Raw genomic sequence first — 21238 nt, forward strand, 5'->3', positions numbered from 1 at the left:
CTGCTGAACTTCAATGCTGAGAGCAGGAGCTACGGATATGTCGAACATTCACAACAAAGTCGTGCTGATTACCGGTGCAAGCAGTGGTATTGGCGAAGCGGCGGCCAGGCTGATCGCCAGCAAAGGTGCCCATGTGGTACTCGGTGCCCGCCGTACAGAGCGTCTGGACCAACTGGTCAGCGAGATCCGGGCCGAGGGTGGCTCGGCCAGGGCCCGCGCACTGGATGTCACCGATCTGCAATCCATGCAGGCGTTCGTGACGTTCGCCAAGGCGCAACATGGCAAGGTCGACGTGATCATCAATAACGCGGGCGTGATGCCGCTGTCTCCCCTGGCCTCGCTGAAAGTCAATGAGTGGAACCAGATGCTCGATGTCAACGTGCGCGGGGTGCTGCATGGTATCGCTGCGGTCTTGCCGGACATGCGGGCGCAAGGGTACGGGCAGGTTATCAATATCTCGTCGATTGGCGGTCTTGCGGTCTCTCCAACCGCCGCGGTGTACTGCGCGACCAAATTCGCCGTCCGCGCCATCTCGGATGGTTTGCGCCAGGAAACGGACAAGATCCGCGTCACGGTGGTGTGCCCGGGTGTCGTCGAGTCGGAACTGGCCGATACGATTTCCGATGAGGTGGCACGCGAGGCAATGAAAGCCTTCCGGCGTGTGGCGCTCAACGCCGACGCCATTGCACGAGCACTCGCTTATGCCATCGAACAGCCCGACGATGTTGATGTAAGTGAGATTGTGGTACGTCCGACGGCCAGCCCGCACTGAGCCATCCTGGAAGGCAATCGCTCTCAGGCCCAAAGCAGTCGTGCATCAACGGCTGCTTTGGGCCGCTTCATTTTCGAGGCCGCAACGAAAACCATCTGTCGCGCCGTCAGTCGCCGCCGCTGAACACTCCAGAACCGCAGCCCTCTACCGACTTACAAGTCACCCGGGGGTAATGACCATGAGCGACATTCGCAAAGAGCAGGCGTTGGCCGCCTGGCGAAAATTACTGGAAGAGCCAGCGATCCGTATGGACGCCGAGGATCAATACGACGAGTTGCTGAAAATGGCCGACACCATGGAGCAGGAAGGGCTGATTACAGCAACAGAATGGCGCCAGTTGGTGCGCAAGGCCGGTGCGAGGTTCGCCCAGGCCACCGAGGGGCTTTCGGGCGGAACCTGAGAATTTGGCGGGGCAGGGCGCAGAGCGACGGTGCCGCATTGACAGCGGCAACTGTTGTTAATGGGAATCTGTATTAATTGCGAATAATTTTGTATAGCATGCGCGGGAGTTTTTTGGCGGATTCACCCCCTGCATTGGCCTATTCGTAAAGGTTTCCCTCTCCATGCGTCGAACCCTGCTTTCCATTTGTGTGCTGCAAGCATTGTCGCCTGCCTCATGGGCTGATCAAACGGGGGCATCACCCTCAACGCTGGAGCTGGACGCTACCGATGTCATCGGTACGGCGAATTACGAAAGGGCGGACGGCCCGGTGCAGGGTTATCGCGCGACGCGCTCGGCCAGCGCCACGCGTACCGACACCTCGATCCATGAAACTGCGCAATCGATCAGTGTGGTCTCGAAGGATGCGGTCGAAGATCTGGGCGCCACCCGATTGCAGGACGCGCTGGACTACGCCGGCGGCGTGGGGCGGGCGAACAATTTTGGTGGTCAGGGCCTGACCACGTTTACCGTGCGTGGCTTCACCACCGGCGAGTTCTATCGCAACGGTTTCCCGATCAACCGCGGCTATCCGAACATGCCGGATGCCAACACAATCGAACGCCTCGAAGTGCTGCGCGGCCCGGCCACCATGCTCTACGGTCGAGGTGATCCTGGCGGCACCTTCAACGTGGTGTCCAAGCAGCCGTTGCCTGAAAGCAGCGTCACCCTGGGCAGCCAACTCAATGATCAGGGCATGAAACGCGGCACGCTGGACGCTTCCGGCCCGCTCGACGAAGAAGGGCGTCTGGCCTATCGCTTGAACGTTGTGGGCGAGGGCGGCGACACCTTCCGCGATCATGTCGAAACCGAGCGCTACGGCATCGCACCGGTGCTCACCTGGCAGGCAAGCGACGCGACCAAGCTGATTTTCGAAGGCGATTTCATGCGCAACAGCGCGCCTCTGGATCGCGGCCTTACCCGTTACGCGAAGCAGACCGGAACCGCCTCGCGCGACAGTTTTTTCGGCGAAAAAGACGCTGGCAAACTGCATAACGACAACAACATGGCGCAACTGCGTTTCGAGCACATGCTCAATGACGACTGGACGCTGGGCGGCGGGTTCCAGTGGCTCGACGGTTCGCTCAAGGGCAACGCAATCGAGGCCAATGGCATTGCCGATGACGGCCGCACTTTGGGGCGCCATTTCAACTATCGCAAGCTGGAGTGGACCGACAAGGATACCCAGCTCAACCTGACCGGGCATTTCGATACCGCGGGTTTGCAGCACACGTTGCTCACCGGCATCGAGTACGAGGATTACGACTACAAGTCGATCATCCAGCGCTCCAGCGGCGCTGTCGGTGCGTACCCGATCGACATCTTCGACCCGGTCTACGGCCAGCCGCGCCCGGCGCTCACCCGCACGCCGACGCACGACAAGGAAAACCTCAAGACGTATGCCGCGTTCGTGCAGGATCAGGTGGCGTTGACCGATAAACTCAAGGTGTTGGCCGGGGCGCGTTTCGAGCGCTTCGAACATGACTACGAAACTTACGTGCCCGGTGGCAAGAGCTGGCAGGCCAGTGACAACGCGGTGACTCCGCGCATCGGCGTGACCTATGACCTGACCGAGACATTGGCGATCTATGCCGATACGGCGCGCTCTTTCAAGCCGAACACCGGCGCCAGTCGCCAGGGCGGAGGGTTCGAGCCGGAGAAGGGCAAGTCCTATGAAATGGGGATCAAGTGGGAAGCGCTGGATCAGCAGTTGAGCGTCGACGCGGCGATCTATCAGATCGAAAAACGTAACGTGCTGACCACCGACCCGGTTGACTCGACCTTCAGCGTTGCGGCCGGCGAGGTGCGCAGCCGTGGATTCGACGTCAACGTGGCCGGCAACCTGACGCCCGAATGGCGGGTGATTGGCGGTTACGCCTATGTCGATGCCGAGGTAACCAAGGACAACGTGCTGCGCTCTGGCACGCGGCTGATGAACATCCCGAAGAACAGCTTCAGCCTGCTGAACATGTATGAGTTCCAGGACGGCACCTTCAAGGGACTGGGCCTGGGCACTGGCCTCAAGTACGTCGACGAGCGCGCCGGCCAAACCGCCAACACCGCGTTTTCGATGGGCAGCTATACCGTTGTCGACTTGCTCAGCTTCTACAAGATCAATGACAAGGTGCGGCTCAATCTCGACGTGAAAAACCTCTTTGACCGTGATTATGAAGAGGGCGCATTCGGCAACGTCTATGCCTACCCGGGGGCGCCGCGAACCGTGCAGGTCGGCGTTTCCTACACCTTGTAGCAGGGTGGAGCAAAATTCTCACAGGCCACAAATGAAACAGCCCTGAATATTCAGGGCTGTTTCTTGATTATCCGATAACGCTTGAAACGTTCTTGCTGTAGCCGCTGCCGGCCTCCGTCAGATTCGCGTAAAAGATACAGCCGATCAGTCTCGCGAACAGGCCTAACGTATCCGCCAGATCCGGGTCGTCGAAAATCACCGCCCTGGAGTCCAACGCACACAGCGCGCCCCAAAGTTGTCCGTCAGGAAGGAAAATGGGCGCGCCTGCGTAGCTTTCAATCAAATATTGCTTCACCACGGGGCGTGTGGAAAATCTGCCGTCGCGACTTATCTGCGGTACGAAAAGCACCTGAGGGTCTCTGCGAAACTCACTGCACAGCGTGGTTTCCAATTCCAGCGTGTCGCCGGTGTTGATCCCAAGCTCGATAGGATCGTAGGCGGAACAGACGATCCAGTCCGTTTCGGTGAATTTCGCGATCGCCGCGAACCGCGTCCCGGTCATGCGTGTAACAAGCTGCAGAATATTGGTTGTAGCTTCAATTTCAGCGATAGAGGAACGTTCCTCTGCGCTTAGCAACGCTCTGTCAATAGTGTCACTGAGGGGCATGCATTGTTCTCCGGTCATGATTTTTTAAGTTGGCGACTGCTAAACGCTTTTGAAACTGCTCATTTTGATACTAAACAAAATGGATTCGTTCACATCAAAGGTTCCTGATGGCTGCAATAGCGAAGCGTCATTGGCGTGTGGCTTGAGGCGCCGTTATCGGCGGCGTAGCCTTGATCTCATAAATGTTGGATGTCGCATTGAATGAAAGGTGAGGAAAGTGGAAGGCGTAGTGTTGAGCGAAAAGATGCAACGTGAAGCTGATCGGCTCCTGGCGCAGATTGTCCGGGCAGACTCGATGATCATCGCCGTGAAGGCGGGGGCTCGTGCGGATGGCTTCGTGCTTGGGCTGGAAACCAGCGAGGTTCTGCGTGCCGGCGATGCTGAAAAGCTGTACGTCATTTTTGAAGCGGCTTTGGTCGAGCGGCTGAAAACGCTTTCTCGCAGTTGAGCTGCAGAACATTTATCCGCTTGAACTAACGATTGACCGGTAAGTCAGGGTAGTTATCTGCCACTCTGATTTTGAGGTTATTAATGCGCAATTACACCATCGAGTACCTGTTCAACGGCGAGTCCCGTACGCATCAACTCGCGTTGCAGCAGTCGAAGCTCTCCATTCACGACGCTGCCATGCATCTGCTGGAACTGCATTTTGGGGATGCTGAGAACAGTCTGATCATGCCAACAGCTGACTCGACTGCTGAAGAGATACTGGAGCAGGCCAGTCTGGTGGGTATTACGCAAATCGACGTGAAGGATGCAGGCGCTGACTGATTTGTGGATTCGGCCTTGAGTCCGCGCCGCCATCCCGCTCATCCAGAATGCATAAAACAGAGTGAACTCGCGGTGGCGGAGTCCTTCCGAATTTGAAGAGACAGTTCTTCAATTCCATCGTCAGAGGATTGCACCATGCGAGCAATGACCTACCACGGCGCTCACGATGTACGCGTCGAAACCGTGCCGGACCCGATCCTTGAAGCACCGGACGACATCATTCTGCGAGTGACTGCCACAGCCATCTGCGGCTCGGATCTGCACCTGTATCGGGGCAAGATACCGACGGTCGAACACGGCGATATCTTTGGTCATGAGTTCATGGGCATTGTCGAGGAAACAGGTTCGGCAGTGACCGCGGTGCAGCGCGGCGATCGAGTGGTGATTCCGTTCGTGATTGCCTGCGGCGACTGTTTCTTCTGCCAGCAGGCCCTGTACGCGGCCTGTGAGACAACCAATGCAGGACCGGGCGCGGCGATGAATAAAAAGCGCATACCGCCGCCGGCTGCGCTGTTCGGTTTCAGCCGCATGTACGGCGGAATTCCGGGCGGCCAGGCCGAATTGGTGAGGGTGCCGAAAGCCAATACCGGGCCGTTCAAGGTGCCGGGAACACTGGCGGACGAGAAGGTCTTGTTCCTTTCCGACATTCTGCCGACCGCATGGCAGGCGGTGATCAATTCGGGCGTTGGCCAGGGTTCGAGTCTGGCGATCTATGGCGCCGGGCCGGTCGGACTGCTCAGTGCGGCGTGCGCTCGCATGCTCGGCGTCGAGCGCATCTTCATGGTTGATCACCACGCTTACCGACTGGCCTATGCGCAACGCACCTACGGTGTCATTCCGATCAATTTCGATGAGGACGACGACCCGGCCGATACTATCATCAGCCAGACACCCGGCAACCGTGGGGTGGATGGCGTGATTGATGCGGTGGGCTTCGAGGCCAAAGGCAGCACTACCGAAACGGTGCTGGCCACGCTCAAACTCGAAGGCAGCAGCGGCAAGGCACTGCGTCAGTGCATCGCGGCGGTTCGCCGCGGCGGCTCGGTCAGTGTGCCGGGGGTGTACGCGGGGTTTATCCATGGATTCCTGTTCGGTGACGCTTTCGACAAGGGCCTGACTTTCAAGATGGGGCAGACCCATGTGCAGCGTTATCTGCCGGAACTGCTGGGGCATATCGAAACCGGGCGCCTGCAACCGGACGCAATCATCAGTCATCGACTCTCGCTCGAGCAGGCGGCCGAGGGCTACAAGATCTTCGACAAAAAACAGGAAGACTGCCGCAAGGTCATCCTGACGCCGGGCGGCAGTGCTGTGCCGCTGGCCGAGGTGGACGGGACAGCACCGCTGGTGCCGGCCGTCTGAGCAAGCAGACCTGTGCCGAGAGCCCTCGCCACAGAATCATTTAGCGGGAGACGATCATGAAAACAATCTGTGCCTGCCTGGGGCTTTGCTCAATGTTGCTGTTGCAGGGCTGTTTTGAAGGTTCGAATGATGCGCCGAACAAGGATGGCGACAAAAGCAAGGCGTCGCTGCAGATCCAGAAAGACAAAGCGGCCGATTCAGATAAGTGATTGAGGGTGCGGACGTGCGCGCGAAACTGAACTGCATTCGCGTGTGGAGCATCGCGTCCAGTGGCGGTTGGCCAGGCATCTTGTTCTGGGTAACGCTGATGCTGGTTACCGGCCTGCTGCTGATCAGCGGGTACAGCGCACTGGTCGACGCTGACAAGGAAAATCTGCGTCTGGCTGCATTGGGTGGCCTGTCAGGCTTCGGGGCGACCGCATTAGGTGCTTTGGTGGCGATCATCCTGCGCGATATCGCTTCACGCACCCAGGACATTATGCTGGGGTTCGCGGCCGGCATGATGCTGGCCGCCAGTTCTTTCTCGCTGATTATGCCCGGAATCGAGGCTGCCCAAACGCTGTGTGGCAACCCGCTGCTGGCCGCCGCTGTGGTCGTGTGTGGATTGGCCCTGGGCGTTGCCCTGATGGTCGGACTGGATCGCTTTGTACCCCATGAGCATCAGCAGATCGGCAGGCGTGGGCCCGACGCTCAACGCATCAATCGCGTCTGGCTCTTCGTCCTGGCGATTACTCTGCACAACTTGCCGGAAGGCATGGCCATCGGCGTCAGTTTTGCGGACGGCGACATGAAAGTGGGCCTGCCGTTAACGACCGCCATCGCGATACAGGACATCCCCGAAGGACTCGCGGTTGCTCTGGCTTTGCGCGTCACCGGGATCTCGGCCTGGCGGGCGGCACTGTTCGCCATTGGCTCCGGTTTGATGGAACCGCTGGGTGCAGTGGTTGGACTGGGTGTGTCGAGTGGCTTCGCCCTGGGCTATCCGATTGCGCTGGGTCTGGCTGCGGGAGCCATGATCTTTGTGGTGTCGCACGAAGTCATCCCCGAGACCCATCGTAATGGTCACGAGACCCCGGCGACCCTCGGCTTGATGCTCGGCTTTGGCGTGATGATGTTCCTGGATACCGCTTTGGGTTGATGGAAGTCTCACTATGGCACGCTGATCGCGATGGCCAAGCACCTGAAACTCAAGGATGCCGCAACGTTGCTGCAGGCACCGCTTGCAGAAGAAAAGGGCGCGGATGGAAAACTGACGAAAATCGCCGAGCAAGGCGATAACCAGGCGGCGACGCTTGAGAAGTGACCAGACGTTGCAGCGTGCCTGTAAGCGCCACGGCGATCGAGTACGCCGTGGCGATTCAGGACAAGCCTTCGCCTGTGGTGTATGAATCCCACCCCTGACCGTCTTCTGCGGAGCACAACAAGGGTAAATATCATCCCTTGCGTGGGCGTTACGCTGCCGGGCAGGAGGCGGAATGCTCAGACTCAAAAGCGTACTTGTCTCGTTAAAGCGCGCGACCACCATCAACGATAATTTCCGTTCCCACCGTCCAGCGAGATTCGTCCGACGCGAGATACAGCACCGCCTTGGCTACTTCTCCAGGCGTGCCAAAACGGCCAAATGGGATAGTCGCGACAATCTCCTTATTGACCTGCTCGCGGTAGGCATCGGGTATACCCGCCTTGTCATACAGTGGCGTGTCGATCGGACCAGGGCTGACCGCATTGACTCGAATACCACGCGGTAGAAGCTCACCAGAGAGCGTTTTCGACATGTTCAGGAAGGCAGCCTTGGTTGCAGCATAAACAGATGAATTCGCGGCGCCCAAGTGCGCACTTATCGAGGTGTTAAGAACCACCGATGCAGGATTGGAGAAGGTCGGCAGCAGCGCTTGCAGAAGGAAGTAAGGGCCTTTGACATTGATGTCGAAGGAGCGATCAAACATCTCCTCGTTCCAGTCTTCGATTGGCCTCCAGACGGATACGCCAGCATTGAGGAAGGCAACGTCCAGTTGCCCGTAATGAGACTGAACGGCCTGCGCCAACTCCTTCTGGGCTGCGACGCTGGCTGAGTCGGCGCGCAACACCAGGACTTCGCTACCTAAAATAGCTTGAGCATTTGCCATGGACTCAGGGTTGACACCGGTGACGATCACACGTGCGCCTTCGGGGAGAAACTGCTTGGCGGTCTCCAGACCGATACCGCTTGTACCGCCAGTGATGAGGGTGCGCTTGCCTTGTAAACGGGACATCTGAATTTCCTCTTTTTTTGGGCCGCCAAACGGACGACTGGCCCTCTGAGAGCAACTATGTATTCATGCCGACGCGCTGATAAGATGGGCAAATAGAATAGATCTCATGCGAAATCAGCATGAATAGGGGCGTGATGGACCGGTTGTTACTGATGAGCTGTTTTGTACGGGCTGTCGAGACAGGCAGTTTTTCTGCTGCGGGACGTGATCTCGGACTAGGGCAACCGAGCGTCAGTCGTTACGTCGCTGCGCTTGAAGACCATTTGCAAACCAGGCTGCTTCACCGATCCACACGAAAGCTGATGCTCACGCCCGAGGGTGAACGGTACTACGCAGATGCGCGGCGTATCCTGGACTCAGTCGAACAATCAGAGTCCTCGCTAAGAGGAAACGTAGCGCCATCCGGGTTACTGCGCGTCGCTTGCCCGACCGCATTGGCTCACACCTTCATCGTACCGCACGTCGCAAGTTTTCTAGGGCGCTACCCCGAACTGTCACTCGATCTTCAAATCAATGATCGCTACGTCAATTTGGTCGACGAGGGGGTAGAACTCGCGATTCGTATTGGTCACCTGGAAGACAGTGCAATGCGAGCCCGGCCACTGGCATGGTTCGAGCGAGTGTGCGTTGCCAGCCGCGCGTACCTGGAGAAACGAGGCACTCCCTCTTCGCCAGACGACCTGAAGGAACACGACTGCCTCATTTATACCCTCCTGTCCACTGGAACCAACTGGCGGTTCAAGGACACTGATGTGCCGATCTCCGGACGACTGCGTGTCAACTCGCCTGAGGCGATCCGTGAGTACGTCAATGCAGGGTTGGGCATCGCGCAGGGGCCGCAATGGCTTTATGAGGAAGGGCTGAAGAGTGGCAATCTTCAATTGCTGCTTAACGAATACGTGGCGCCGCCGGTACCGATCCAGATTGTCTACCTGGCTAATCGGCTGCTCCCCCAGCGAGCCATCGTTTTCATGGATTTTATCGCGGATATTTTTGCTCAATTCCATGAGCGCCCTGACTAGCCTTTTAGCTCGCGGTCAGTGTGCGAGCGGAGAAGAGGACACTGGCACACGTGTGTCGGTTTCCGTTGGCAATGGGAATGGAGTGCGTCCGAGCCGATTGCTGCCTGTCGCGAAGGGCTGCAAACGGCTAGAAGCAGCCGTTCGATCAACGCTTTTTACCAGGTAAAAACGGAAAATTGCTCAATCTGTAAAAGCTAGCCTGCAAGGGCAGCCATTATTTCCTGGACCACCGGCTTCGTGTACTTCTCACTGGGGTCAGTCTCCGGTGGATCGTTACTGCGGATCCATTCACCTTGGTCGAACGCCTGGTAAAGCGAGAACGCGGGCTGAGGCATGTCGTCAGTCATGCCCACTTCAACCACGGCATTTATGATCCCATTCATAACACCGTCGCAAAAACAATAGATCAAGGATCCTTGTAGATAGCCCTCCGCAACGGCAATGGACAATTCGTTCAGCACATCTTGCGGTGCAACATCGAACTTTTCGCAAGTGGCTGCAAGATCGCTCAGCTTTAAACCGTATGAATCGGCTTTCACCGAAAGCTCCATGAGTACGTTGTGCGGTAAAACCTTGATCATGAGTTTATTCCGACCAGTTGCAAAGACAGTGAATCAGGATGGAACACATACCGAGAGGCAGAAATTTTCGTAAACGCCAGAAACGACAAAGCCCTGAATAATCAGGGCTTTGTCGTATCAAATATGGCGGAGGCGATGGGATTCGAACTCATGGACCTGTTACAGTCGACGGTTTTCAAGACCGTTGCCTTAAACCACTCGGCCACACCTCCGTTTGCGTTGCGGGCGCCATAATACCTGAATGAAACACACTGTCAAACTCTGTGCATGGCTTGTTACAGAGCGTCTGTTATGATCTTTGCCACTGAACGTTTCAAACCAACAGGAGTGTCGCCATGCGCGAACAGGATTACGCAGTTCACAACAGCGTGCAGGCTGAGCAGCTAGAGGTTAGCCGCGTCCTGCGCAACACTTACGGTCTACTGGCGCTCACCCTCGCATTCAGCGGTGTGATGGCTTTCGTGGCCCAGCAGATGCGCGTCGGCTATCCGAACATTTTCGTGGTGCTGATCGGTTTCTACGGGCTGTTCTTCCTCACCAACAAACTCCGTGATTCCGCGTGGGGCCTGGTGTCCGCCTTTGCGCTGACCGGTTTCATGGGTTTCCTGCTCGGCCCGATCCTCAACCGTTACCTGGGCATGCAGGGCGGCGCAGAAGTGGTCAGTTCGGCATTCGCCATGACCGCGCTGGTGTTCGGTGGTCTGTCGGCCTACGTGCTGATCACCCGCAAGGACATGAGCTTCCTCGGTGGTTTCATCACCGCCGGTTTCTTCGTGTTGCTGGGTGCAACGCTGGCGAGCATGTTCTTCCAGATCAGCGGCCTGCAACTGGCGATCAGCGCCGGTTTCGTGCTGTTCTCGTCGGTGTGCATTCTGTTCCAGACCAGCGCGATCATCCACGGTGGCGAGCGCAACTACATCATGGCAACCATCAGCCTGTATGTATCGATCTACAACCTGTTCATCAGCTTGTTGCAGATCTTCGGCATCATGAGCCGCGACGACTGATCGCTGTTTGTGAATCAACAAAAAACCCGCTTCGGCGGGTTTTTTGTTGTCTGCGAAAAGCGGATCAGTTGATCACGATGCTGCCATCGGCCTGTTGCTTGTAAATCGTGTAGGGCAGCAGAAACGTATCCAGCACACCCGAAACTGCTGCATCGACCACCAGGCCAAGGGAGGCGTTGTTGTAATTGAACGCGTCGACGTCATCCGGCTTTTCGGCGTGCAGCATGCAGAAGTCGTAGGTTGCACCGCTGTAAATGCGCGGAACAGCGCCGCAGTAGCTCTTCTTGGTCTTCAGCTGGTCCACAGAAGCCTTGTCGCTGAGCACGACGGTCTGCACCGTCCCGCACCCGCTGAGCATCAACACTGTCAGCATCACTGCCTGAATTCTCATTACCGCCCAATCCTTTCGCCGGGAAAACCTCAATCTACGCCGCGCAGGCGCAAAAAGCACTCACGCCATCGGCGGTAACCGGCGCTTGACCGGGGTTTTCTTGACGATCGCGGTGTTGGTTTCGGCCAGCGTATTGAGGCGGTCGAGCAGGGTGTCCAGCTGTTCCATCGAACGCACATGCAATCGGGCGATGAAGCAATCTTCCCCGGTGACCTTGTCGCACTCGGTGAACTCCGGGATCGACATGATTTGCCGCTCCACCTCCTGCAATTGCCCCGGCAGTGGTCGCACCCGGACGATCGCCTGGAGCTGATAGCCGAAGCATTTGGGGTCGATCTCGACGGTATAGCCCTTGAGCACGCCGCGCTCCTCCAGGCGGCGCAGGCGTTCGGCCACGCTGGGTGAGGACAGGCCGCTGATTTGCGCCAATGCCTTGAGCGAGCGACGCGAGTCGTCCATCAAGGCGCTGATGAGGATCTGGTCGATATCGTCGGTCATGGGGCAACTCCGGTATTAGGCATTTAAGGGAAACCACCCACGATAAAAAAGGCAGAAATCGAGTTTAGCCTGCTTTTTGCGCTGGAGGCGCTCGTGGTCGGCTTGGCATACTTTTGCCACGCCTTCGTCAAACGCTTAGGGAGATCGATGATGGACAACACAATCCGCCGTGGTTCATTGGAAATGACCGCCGCCATGCTGATTTCCGGGACCATCGGCTGGTTCGTGCTGGTGTCCGGGCAACCGGTGCTGGATGTGGTGTTCTGGCGTTGCGTGTTCGGCGCCGGCGCCTTGCTGCTGATATGCGCGGCGTTCGGCTTCTTGCGTCCGGGCATTCTGACCCGCACCACGTTCCTGCTCGCGGTGCTCAGTGGGGTGGCGATTGTCGGCAACTGGGTGTTGTTGTTCGGCTCCTATTCCCGGGCCTCGATCGCCATCGGCACGGCGGTCTACAACGTGCAGCCGTTCATGCTGGTCGGTTTGGCGGCGCTGTTTCTCGGCGAGAAAATCACCTTGCAAAAGCTGTTCTGGCTGGCGATTTCCTTTCTCGGCATGCTGGCGATCGTCAGTGCCCATGGCGGGCAGGGCGAGGGCGGTAGCGAATATTTGCTGGGGATTGCGCTGGCGTTGGGGGCGGCGCTGCTCTACGCGATGGCGGCGCTGATCATCAAGCGCCTGACCGGCACGCCGCCGCATCTGATCGCGCTGATCCAGGTCTGCACCGGAGTGCTGTTGCTCGCGCCGTTCGCGCACTTCAACGGCCTGCCGCAAACCAACGGAGCCTGGGCCAGTCTGGTGACGCTGGGCATCGTCCACACCGGCTTGATGTACGTGCTGCTGTACGGCGCGATCCAGAAACTGCCGACTGCCCTGACCGGTGCGCTGTCCTTCATCTACCCGATTGCGGCGATTTTCGTCGACTGGTTCGCCTTCGGCCATCGCCTGCAGATCCTGCAGTGGATCGGGGTGGCAGCAATTCTGCTGGCCGCCGCCGGGATGCAACAGGGCTGGGGCCTGAAAGCCCGGCGCCAGCTCAAATCGGTTTGATCAGATCCTTGAACAGGCCTTTGAGCTGTTGATTGCCGGCATCCACCAGATGATTGTCGTCAAAGTACAGCGGCACGCCGTCCATGGAGCCCATGCAATTGCCGTTGGGGCACAGGTACGGCGTCGGGTCGATCACCGTCGCGTTGCAGCGGCTGGCGGCGGCTTCGATGGTTGCGATGGCGATGCGGTTGCGCTTTTCATAGGCCTGCAACGGCAAGGAAATGTCTGTGTTTTGCCGGAACAAGCGCTGATTCAGATTCAAGCCCTTGTAGACGCTGAAAGGCATCTCCGGGATCGGTTTGACGATGTACACCGGATGGTTTTCCGCGATCGAGCAGACCGTGCTGACGTACTCTTCGGTATACGCTTCGGCAAACGTAGCCTGGCGCTCGGGAAAGGAAATCCGGTAGCTGTTTTCCCGGCCCGAATCCGCATACAGCGCCGCACGGCTGAACAGCACCACCGGCACCCCGGCGTACGCGGTTTTCAGTTGTTGCAGCTTTTCCTGATTGAAGCCCCGGCACTGGCTTTCGACGGTCTTGTCGTGCATGGCGAAGTGCGCCAGGGTCGGGCAACCGCCCCGTGACCATGACAGCGCCGCTTGCGGGTTGTCCATCTGCACCGCCGCTGCGGTGGATTGCGCATGGCTGTCGCCGTACAGAATCACCGACACATCACCCGTGCCCAGTTTGCAATCCGCCGCTGCATAGGCATTCGGGTAGCACTCCTGCGGATACAGCTTGCTGGTGTATTCCGGCTGACCAAGTTCGACCAGTGCCGGGCGCCAGTCGGGGTGTTGCTTGACCAGCGACGACGTCGTTGCCGACACGGCCACCACCGCTACCGTCAGTGACGCGAACTTGATCACTGTTCGAGTAGCGCTCGTACCTTTCTTCACCTTCGATTCCACCAGGTAGAACGACAGGGTGCCGAGGGCGAACGAGGCGATGATTGCGCCGATCACGTGCGGCCAGCTGCTCAACAGCCCGCACAGGTAAAGCAGTACCACCAGCGGCCAATGCCACAGGTACACCGAGTAGGAAATGCTGCCGACAAATTGCAGCGCAGGATTGCCGCTGAACATCGACCGGGTGTTGGCGTGAATCACCAGCATCGTCCCCAGCACCGGCACCAGTGCCAGGTAGCCCGGCCACAGATCCGCCTCAGAAAAAACCAGCACGCTGACGGCAATCGCCAGCAGACCGAGCCCTTCGCAAATCGCGCCGCCGCGCTGGCTCAATCGTAGTGGAAACAGAAAAACCAGGCCGCCAGCGATCATTTCCCAGGCGCGGGTGGGCAGCATGTAGAAGGCGAACGTCGGGTTGACGCGGGTCACGACGATGGACGCCAGCAGCGAAATCAGCGCCACGGCCAGCAAGGCAAAGCGAGTTTTATCGGTGCCGAAGAACCGGTGCAGCCCCATGATCAGCACGGGGTAAAGCAGGTAGAACTGCCATTCGACCGACAGCGACCAGGTATGCAGCAACCAGTTTTCATGCAGCGGCGCCGCGAAGTAATTGCCGCTTTGGGCAAAGCTGAAGTTCGAGCTGAACAGCAGACTGCTCTTGATCGTACGGATGGTTTCGCGCAAGTCATCCAGCGGCAGATAAAAGTAGCCGAAGATCAGCAGCGCAACGCACAGGACCAGCAGGGCGGGAATGATGCGGCGGGCGCGGGAGGCGTAGAAACCGAGGAGGGAAAAGTTCTGCTGCTGCACGCCATTGACGATGATGCCGGTCATCAGGAAGCCGGAGATGACGAAGAACACGTCTACGCCGACAAACCCGCCCTCGAACCCTGGCACCTTGAAATGAAACAGCACGACCGAGAGCACGGCCAGTGCCCGCAAGGCGTTGATACTCTTCCTGAATTGCATTTATGCGTCCATGTCACATCCATTGTGCGGCGCATTGTAGTGATGATGTCGGCTTTGTTACATGGATTTTTCCGCTGATTCAGATGTTCCAGCGCGGCGCCGTCATCGCCAGGCGTTGGCGCAGCTCGCCAATGTTCGCGGCCAGTTGTCGGGTCAGTAACCGGTAACCGTCCAGCGTGTTGTAGACCGGCGTGTCGAGACTGGCGTCCGGCAACTCCAGCGGGCGCTCCAGACGTTGCGTGGCGCCGGATTTCAAGGCCCGGGCCATGCCGATCAGTTGCACGCGGATCACCCGGTGCTCGGCCCGCAGTGCCGATTGCAGGTGTGCCATGGCGTCGGGGTCGTTGGCATCCGGGCGGGTGTTGCCGAGGATCTCCAGAGTGCTGACGCACATGCGCAGGTTGCGTTGAATCGCGTCCAGCTCGGTCATGGAGATTTTCACTTCCTTGGACACCGAAGGCATCAGCGAGCGCAGTTGCACCATCACTGTGGTCACCCGGCCCATCAGCTTCAGATGTTCATCGGCGCTGACCGGTTGGCCGCTGATGATCCGCCCGTACAACGTGGCGCAGTCGCGCAAGGCATCGGCCAGGTTGTAGCGCCACGAATACACGGCGTACAGCGGCAGGGCGAAGGAAAATGCCAGGGCCAGGGCGATGCCGATCAGGATGTCGACCCCGCGCCATAAGCCATCGGTGATCGGGTTGTCGCCATGCCCGGCGACAATGAATACGGTGATTGCCGAGAGCAGGGCGGTGTACCCGCCCTTGCCGATCGCGTGATAGGAGAAGAACCCGCAGACCACCGCCATGGCAAAGTAGGTCAGCCACGGCAGGCCCAGCCATGCCTGTTGCGCCACCAGCAGCAGACCGACGCCGGCACCGATCAGGGTGCCGGTGGCGCGTTCGGCGGCTTTCTTGCCGATGTTGCCGTGGTGTTGCAGGCCGCCGATCACTACCAGCATGGTCACCGAAGCCCACTCGCCGTGGGGCAGGTTGATGCCGGTGGTCAGCAGGATGGTCGCCAGCAGCCCCAGCGCTACCCGCACCGCGTGAATCAATCGGGCGTGCTGGTAGCGGCGGTACGGGTCCAGCAACGGACGCAGGATTCGCCGCAGCAGCGGTGGCAGTCGTTGGGTGCTGAAGGTGCTCAGTGCAAAGTCCTCGTCAGAAGATGTAATCGGTGGTCAGGAAGCTCGAATCGCGGCCGCGAATGATTTCGCTGATCAGGTCCTTGTTGCTGTCCTGGAACTTGGTTGCCACCAGTGTGCGGATCGAAAACACCCGCAGGGCATCGTGTACCGACAGCGTGCCTTCGGCGGAGTTCTTGCGCCCGTTGAACGGGTAGGTGTCCGGGCCGCGCTGGCACTGGGCGTTGAGGTTGATCCGCCCGACCTGGTTGGCGAAAGTGTCGACCAGTCGGCCGATCGCCACCGGGTTGGTGCCGAACAGGCTCAGTTGCTGGCCGAAGTCCGATTCCAGCACGTAATCGATCACGGTATCGAGGTGACGGTACGGCACGATCGGCACCACCGGGCCGAACTGTTCTTCGTTGTACACGCGCATCTGCGGCGTCACCGGGTACAGCACGGCGGGGTAGAAGAACGACTCGCGACTCTCGCCGCCATTCGGGTTGACCACTTGTGCGCCCTTGCTCTGCGCGTCGGCCACCAGACCGTGCAGATAGTCGACCTTGCCCGACTCCGGCAGCGGCGTCAGTGCCACGCCGCTGTCCCATGGCATGCCCGGCTTGAGGGTGGCGAGTTTGGCGTTGAATTTTTCGATGAAGGCGTCGACCACGTCCTCGTGCACAAAGAGGATCTTCAGCGCGGTGCAGCGCTGGCCGTTGAACGACAGCGAACCGGTGACCGCTTCGCTGACCGCATTATCCAGATCGACTTCCGGCAGGACGATGCCGGGGTTCTTCGCATCCAGGCCCAGCGCGGCGCGCAAGCGGTGTGGTTTCGGGTGCAGCTTTTTCAGGTCGCTGGCGGCCTTGTTGGTGCCGATGAAGGCGAAGATGTCGATCTTGCCGCTGGCCATCAGCGCGCTGACGGTTTCGCGGCCGCTGCCGTAGATCACGTTGATCACGCCGGTCGGGAAGCTGTCGCGGAACGCTTCGAGCAACGGGCGGATCAGCAACACGCCGAGCTTGGCCGGTTTGAACACCACGGTGTTGCCCATGATCAGCGCCGGAATCAGCGTGGTGAAGGTTTCGTTCAGCGGATAGTTGTAAGGCCCCATGCACAATGCCACGCCGAGCGGCACGCGACGGATCTGGCCGAGGGTGTCCTGTTCCAGTTCGAAACGGCTGGAGCGGCGGTCGAGTTCTTTCAGTGCATTGATGGTGTCGACGATGTAGTCGCAGGTGCGGTCGAACTCTTTTTCCGAGTCCTTGAGGTTCTTGCCGATCTCCCACATCAGCAGCTTGACCACGGCTTCGCGCTGCTGGCGCATCCGGCCGAGGAACGCTTCGACGTGCTGGATGCGTTCGGCCACGCGCATGGTCGGCCACAGGCCCTGACCGCGATCGTAGGCACGCACGGCGGCATCAAGGGCAGTGAGCGCGGTGTCGGCGTCGAGCAGTGGGGTGCTGCCGAGAATCACTTGTTCATCGCCGTTTTCGCCGTGCAGATACACCGGGCTGCGCACCGTGGCCAGTGGGCCGTCCCAGCGCCGCAGTTGGCCATCGACGAGGTATTCGCGTTGCTCGACCTGACCGTCGAGGCGGTATTTTTCCGGGATGTCGCTGACAGAAGGGAACAGATTGCCAAGGATGTTTGCTGTGGTCATGTCGCTACCCCGTGTTGATGTCCGTATACAGATCAAAAAGTCTTTACAGGTTATACGCCTGAATGCGCCGACATTTAAACCCGCCAATGTCACGCGAATGTCACGCAGAGATGCGGAACAGAGGGGGATCAGCAACGCCGTTTACCCTGTGGGAGCTGGCTTGCCAGCGATTAGGCCGGCACTCCCGCGACTTTCATCGGCTGACACTCCGCTATCGCTGGCAAGCCAGCTCCCACAGGTTTTGTGGTGCTGTCCGAGCCCGAGCTCAATCCTGGCTGGCCCCGTTTGCCCCCATCGTTGTCCGGCAATGCCCTCAACCCGCTGCCGTGCCTGCCTTAAGGTGTGATCACAACAAAAAGCGCTGCCACCCTCGAGGATCGTTATGCGGGCAATCCGACTCACTTTACTGCTGGCGCTGATGATGACGCTGTGCGGCTGCGACGAAAAATCCGCACCGCCGGCGACCACTCACAATGCCACACCCTCTGACCCGGCCCTGGCGCAGATCTACACCAACAGCTGCCAGCTGTGCCACGCCAACCCGGCCGCCAATGCGCCGCTGACTGGCGATCGTCAAGCCTGGGAACCACGCATCCGCCAGGGCGCCGACACGCTGCTCGACCACGCCATCAACGGCTACAACGGCATGCCGCCGATGGGCCAGTGCGTCGAGTGCACCGAAGAACAATTCCTGCAACTGATCGGCTTCATGGCCGACCAGCCCCTCCCACAATAAGGGCGTGCGCATGAGCATGGATCTGACACGGCGTCAGGTGTTGCAACGGGCAAGCATCGTCGGCGCGTTCAGTGCATTGGCGGCCAATCCCGCGCTGGGGCAGTTGCTGCGCGCCCCGCGACTGATTCCCTGGCGCAACTGGTCGGGCGGGCAGAGTTGCCTGCCGGCGGCACGGCTGGCGCCGAAGAATCTTGATGAATTGACCGCCGCGATTCGTCAGGCCCAGGGCAAGATCCGCCCGGTCGGTTCGGCGCATTCGTTCAGCGCACTGGTGCCCACCGACGGCACTTTGCTGTCGCTGAGCTACTTCACCGGGCTGCTCGACCACGATCCGAACACCCTGCAGGCCGAATTCGCCGCCGGTACGCCAATGTCGCGCATGGGCGTGCCGCTGAAGGACGTCGGCCAAGCGCTGCAGAACATGGCCGATATCGATTACCAGACTCTCGCCGGGGCAATTTCCACCTCGACCCACGGCACCGGCAAAACCTTTCAGTCGTACTCGGCGCATGTCTGCGGCCTGCAACTGGTGACGGCCAACGGCGAGGTGCTGGACTGCGACAGTCAGCGCCACCCGGAAGTGTTCAATGCCGCCCGGGTATCCCTTGGGGCACTGGGCGTGGCGACGAAAATCCGTCTGCAAAATCGCCCGGCCTACCGCCTGCGCGAACGCCAGTGGATCGCCAAGACCGAAGAGCTGCTGGAAGACCTCGACAAAAACACCCGGGAAAACCAGCACTGGGAAATGCTCGTGGTCACCCATTCCGACTACGCGCTGTCCATCGCCCTCAACGAAACCAGCGACCCGGCCACACCGCCGATCCCGCCCGAAGAGGAGGGCGGCAATGAGTTCGTGACCCTGATCGAGAAGATCGACAAATACGGCAGCGACTTCCCCGAGCTGCGCCGCACGCTGCTCAACAGCCTGCGGCATATGGCGAGTTTCGATGACCGGGTCGGCGACTCGTTCGACATCTACGCCAACGTGCGCACCGTGCGCTTCAACGAGATGGAATACTCGGTGCCCGCCGAACACGGCCCGGCCTGCCTGCGTGAAATCCTCAAGCTGATTCAGGACAAGGACCTGCGCACCTGGTTTCCCATCGAGTACCGCTACGTCAAGGCCGACGACATTCCGCTGAGCATGTTCGAGGGCCGCGACAGCTGTTCGATCTCGGTGCACCAGCATTACCAGATGGATCATCACAACTTCTTCGCCGCGGTCGAGCCGATCTTCTGGAAGTACAACGGCCGCCCGCACTGGGGCAAATTGCACACGCTCAACGCGAAGAATCTGCAACCGCTGTACCCGCGCTGGCGCGAGTTTGTCGACGTGCGTCAGGCGCTGGACCCGAGCGGACGCTTTCTCAATGCGCATCTGTCGTCGATTCTGGGGGTGAGCTGATGGCGGTCAATCGACGCAATTTTCTCCTCGGCACGTTGGGTGTCGGCGCTTTGTTAGTGGGCGTGGGCGCCTGGCTGCGACCGGGTGATCGTGGCGGCCCGTACAGTGAGTATTTCCGCGCGCTGAATAAAGAGCTGAAGGACAACGGCCCGATGCGCCCGGTGTTGTTGATCGATCTGGATCGCCTCGATCACAACATCGACGTGGTGATGCAGTCGGTCAAACGCGGCGGCAAGCAATTGCGTCTGGTGGAAAAATCCCTGCCGTCACCGGGGTTGTTGAGCTACATCGCACAACGGGCCGGGACGCAAAAACTCATGTCGTTTCACCAGCCGTTTCTCAATCACGATGCGCTCACGTTTCCGCAGTCCGACATCCTGCTCGGCAAGCCGTTGCCGGTGCGTTCAGCCGAGCTGTTCTATCAAACTCACAAAGGCCCGTTCGACCCTTCCAGGCAGTTGCAATGGCTGCTCGACGGGCCTGAGCGCTTGCAGCAATACCTCGCGCTGGCAAAGAGTTTGGGCACGCGGATGCGCATCAACATCGAACTGGATGTCGGCTTGCATCGGGGCGGGGTCAGGGATGTAAATGTGCTGGGGCAGATGCTCACGCTGATCAGCGCCAACCCGCAGCACTTGGCGTTCGCCGGGTTCATGGGCTACGACCCGTTTGTGGGCATGGGCGTGCCGGGGATACTCGGCTCACCGGAAGAACTGTTCGCCAAGGTGATGGTGATTTATCAGCGTTGCGTGGATTTCACTCGCCAGCAGTTTCCGGCGTTGTGGAACGAGAACCTGTGCCTGAACACCGCCGGCAGCCCGAGTTACCGCATCCACGAAAACGAAAAGCTGAGCACCGAGGTTTCGGTGGGCACGGCGATGCTCAAACCGACGCATTACGACCTGCCGTCGCTGGTTGACCACGTGCCGGCGACCTACATCGCCACGCCGGTGCTGAAGAGTACCGGTGCGGTGAATATTCCGGCGCTGGATGACAAGTCGACTTTGTTCTCGTGGTGGGACACCAATCAGCGCCAGACCTTTTTCATCTACGGCGGTTACTGGATGGCCGAGTTCGAATCGCCGCCGGGGTTGCAGAGCAATGGGGTGTATGGGCGCAGTTCGAATCAAGAGATGGTCAACGGCTCCCACGCCGTCGGCCTGACCATCGAGGATCAAGTGTTTCTGCGCCCGACCCAGACCGAAGCTGTCCTCCTGCAATTCGGTGATCTGCTGGCGGTGCGTGACGGCAAGATCGTCGATACCTGGCCGGTCTACACCTGACCCAAAAACACCTCAGATCCCCCTGTGGGAGCGGGCTTGCTCGCGAAGGCGTCCTGTCAGTCAGCATCTATTTGACTGGCACACCGCATTCGCGAGCAGGCTCGCTCCCACAGGGTTTTGTGTTGTCTGTCAAATCTCGATCAATT

Annotated in this window: 22 protein-coding genes, 1 tRNA gene and 1 pseudogene; 15 read left to right on the top strand and 9 right to left on the bottom strand. The window is 59.2% G+C overall.

Annotated features, from left to right (window positions below; translation table 11 throughout):
* Positions 1-37 precede the first annotated feature (37 nt).
* From LVD08_RS20385 to LVD08_RS20395, 3 genes are all read left to right on the top strand, one after another.
* On the top strand, positions 38-772 hold the full coding sequence (locus LVD08_RS20385) for an SDR family oxidoreductase (protein ID WP_247269070.1): 735 nt from the start codon (positions 38-40) through the stop codon (positions 770-772).
* Between the two features lie 178 nt (positions 773-950).
* A complete protein-coding gene (locus tag LVD08_RS20390) occupies positions 951-1172 on the top strand; it encodes a hypothetical protein (RefSeq protein WP_247269071.1) in 222 nt (73 codons plus the stop codon).
* Positions 1173-1335: 163 nt separating this feature from the next.
* Entirely contained in the window at positions 1336-3462 is a 2127-nt protein-coding gene (locus LVD08_RS20395) for a TonB-dependent siderophore receptor (RefSeq protein ID WP_247269072.1), read from the top strand.
* A 67-nt stretch (positions 3463-3529) separates the two neighbouring features.
* Here LVD08_RS20395 and LVD08_RS20400 read toward each other — a convergent pair whose 3' ends face one another.
* Positions 3530-4069 (bottom strand): GAF domain-containing protein, encoded by a 540-nt coding sequence (locus tag LVD08_RS20400; RefSeq protein WP_247269073.1) that lies wholly within the window; start codon positions 4067-4069, stop codon positions 3530-3532.
* Positions 4070-4286: 217 nt separating this feature from the next.
* On the opposite strand from LVD08_RS20400, the gene LVD08_RS20405 reads away from it, so the two are divergent.
* The 6 genes and pseudogenes from LVD08_RS20405 to LVD08_RS20430 all read left to right on the top strand — a co-directional run.
* The gene (locus LVD08_RS20405; protein WP_027613841.1) at positions 4287-4517 is read left to right on the top strand and encodes a hypothetical protein; all 231 of its coding nucleotides are present in this window, start codon (positions 4287-4289) and stop codon (positions 4515-4517) included.
* 83 nt (positions 4518-4600) lie between these two features.
* Entirely contained in the window at positions 4601-4840 is a 240-nt protein-coding gene (locus LVD08_RS20410; RefSeq protein WP_027613842.1) for a hypothetical protein, read from the top strand.
* A 135-nt stretch (positions 4841-4975) separates the two neighbouring features.
* A complete protein-coding gene (locus tag LVD08_RS20415; RefSeq protein WP_247269074.1) occupies positions 4976-6202 on the top strand; it encodes a zinc-dependent alcohol dehydrogenase in 1227 nt (408 codons plus the stop codon).
* Positions 6203-6258: 56 nt separating this feature from the next.
* Positions 6259-6411, top strand: a complete 153-nt coding sequence (locus LVD08_RS20420) for a hypothetical protein (RefSeq protein ID WP_178083349.1) — start codon at positions 6259-6261, stop codon at positions 6409-6411.
* A 98-nt stretch (positions 6412-6509) separates the two neighbouring features.
* Positions 6510-7340, top strand: a complete 831-nt coding sequence (locus tag LVD08_RS20425; RefSeq protein ID WP_115987590.1) for a ZIP family metal transporter — start codon at positions 6510-6512, stop codon at positions 7338-7340.
* A 12-nt stretch (positions 7341-7352) separates the two neighbouring features.
* Positions 7353-7505 (top strand): annotated as a pseudogene (locus LVD08_RS20430) (DUF892 family protein); the annotation flags it as partial.
* A 202-nt stretch (positions 7506-7707) separates the two neighbouring features.
* Here LVD08_RS20430 and LVD08_RS20435 read toward each other — a convergent pair.
* The gene (locus LVD08_RS20435) at positions 7708-8454 is read right to left on the bottom strand and encodes an SDR family oxidoreductase (RefSeq protein ID WP_247269075.1); all 747 of its coding nucleotides are present in this window, start codon (positions 8452-8454) and stop codon (positions 7708-7710) included.
* 134 nt (positions 8455-8588) lie between these two features.
* Between LVD08_RS20435 and LVD08_RS20440 the strand changes: the two genes are divergently transcribed.
* Positions 8589-9476 (top strand): LysR family transcriptional regulator, encoded by an 888-nt coding sequence (locus LVD08_RS20440; protein ID WP_247269076.1) that lies wholly within the window; start codon positions 8589-8591, stop codon positions 9474-9476.
* A 194-nt stretch (positions 9477-9670) separates the two neighbouring features.
* On the opposite strand, the gene LVD08_RS20445 is transcribed toward LVD08_RS20440, so the two are convergent.
* Both LVD08_RS20445 and LVD08_RS20450 read right to left on the bottom strand, forming a co-directional pair.
* Positions 9671-10057: a hypothetical protein gene (locus LVD08_RS20445; protein WP_247269077.1), complete on the bottom strand. Its 387-nt coding sequence runs from the start codon at positions 10055-10057 to the stop codon at positions 9671-9673.
* Positions 10058-10181: 124 nt separating this feature from the next.
* Positions 10182-10269: transfer RNA gene (locus tag LVD08_RS20450), tRNA-Ser, on the bottom strand.
* 123 nt (positions 10270-10392) lie between these two features.
* Between LVD08_RS20450 and LVD08_RS20455 the strand changes: the two genes are divergently transcribed.
* Complete coding sequence (locus LVD08_RS20455; RefSeq protein ID WP_027613775.1) at positions 10393-11064, top strand: Bax inhibitor-1/YccA family protein; 672 nt, start codon at positions 10393-10395, stop codon at positions 11062-11064.
* Positions 11065-11128: 64 nt separating this feature from the next.
* On the opposite strand, the gene LVD08_RS20460 is transcribed toward LVD08_RS20455, so the two are convergent.
* A complete protein-coding gene (locus tag LVD08_RS20460) occupies positions 11129-11455 on the bottom strand; it encodes a YceK/YidQ family lipoprotein (RefSeq protein ID WP_247269078.1) in 327 nt (108 codons plus the stop codon).
* A gap of 60 nt (positions 11456-11515) precedes the next feature.
* Complete coding sequence (locus LVD08_RS20465; RefSeq protein ID WP_027613772.1) at positions 11516-11953, bottom strand: Lrp/AsnC family transcriptional regulator; 438 nt, start codon at positions 11951-11953, stop codon at positions 11516-11518.
* A gap of 150 nt (positions 11954-12103) precedes the next feature.
* Between LVD08_RS20465 and LVD08_RS20470 the strand changes: the two genes are divergently transcribed.
* Entirely contained in the window at positions 12104-13000 is an 897-nt protein-coding gene (locus tag LVD08_RS20470; protein WP_247269079.1) for a DMT family transporter, read from the top strand.
* Here the strand turns inward: LVD08_RS20470 and LVD08_RS20475 are convergent.
* The 3 genes from LVD08_RS20475 to LVD08_RS20485 form a co-directional block, all read right to left on the bottom strand.
* The gene (locus LVD08_RS20475; protein ID WP_247269080.1) at positions 12987-14876 is read right to left on the bottom strand and encodes an acyltransferase family protein; all 1890 of its coding nucleotides are present in this window, start codon (positions 14874-14876) and stop codon (positions 12987-12989) included. The two genes, LVD08_RS20470 and LVD08_RS20475, sit on opposite strands and share 14 nt — an antisense overlap.
* Before the next feature lie 79 nt (positions 14877-14955).
* A complete protein-coding gene (locus LVD08_RS20480) occupies positions 14956-15996 on the bottom strand; it encodes an FUSC family protein (protein ID WP_027613769.1) in 1041 nt (346 codons plus the stop codon).
* Between the two features lie 46 nt (positions 15997-16042).
* Positions 16043-17668 carry an NADP-dependent glyceraldehyde-3-phosphate dehydrogenase gene (locus LVD08_RS20485; RefSeq protein ID WP_027613768.1) on the bottom strand — a complete coding sequence of 542 codons (1626 nt, stop codon included), beginning with the start codon at positions 17666-17668 and terminating at the stop codon, positions 16043-16045.
* A gap of 382 nt (positions 17669-18050) precedes the next feature.
* Here LVD08_RS20485 and LVD08_RS20490 point away from each other — a divergent pair, with 382 nt between their 5' ends.
* The 3 genes from LVD08_RS20490 to LVD08_RS20500 all read left to right on the top strand — a co-directional run bounded on the left by LVD08_RS20490 (position 18051) and on the right by LVD08_RS20500 (position 21092).
* Positions 18051-18404, top strand: a complete 354-nt coding sequence (locus tag LVD08_RS20490; protein ID WP_247269081.1) for a c-type cytochrome — start codon at positions 18051-18053, stop codon at positions 18402-18404.
* A 76-nt stretch (positions 18405-18480) separates the two neighbouring features.
* Positions 18481-19809 (top strand): D-arabinono-1,4-lactone oxidase, encoded by a 1329-nt coding sequence (locus tag LVD08_RS20495; protein ID WP_247269119.1) that lies wholly within the window; start codon positions 18481-18483, stop codon positions 19807-19809.
* 74 nt (positions 19810-19883) lie between these two features.
* Positions 19884-21092, top strand: a complete 1209-nt coding sequence (locus tag LVD08_RS20500; protein ID WP_247269120.1) for a DSD1 family PLP-dependent enzyme — start codon at positions 19884-19886, stop codon at positions 21090-21092.
* The last annotated feature ends 146 nt before the right edge of the window (positions 21093-21238 follow it).

It is taken from the genome of Pseudomonas sp. YL2 (assembly GCF_023063025.1).
Lineage (GTDB): Bacteria > Pseudomonadota > Gammaproteobacteria > Pseudomonadales > Pseudomonadaceae > Aquipseudomonas > Aquipseudomonas putida_A.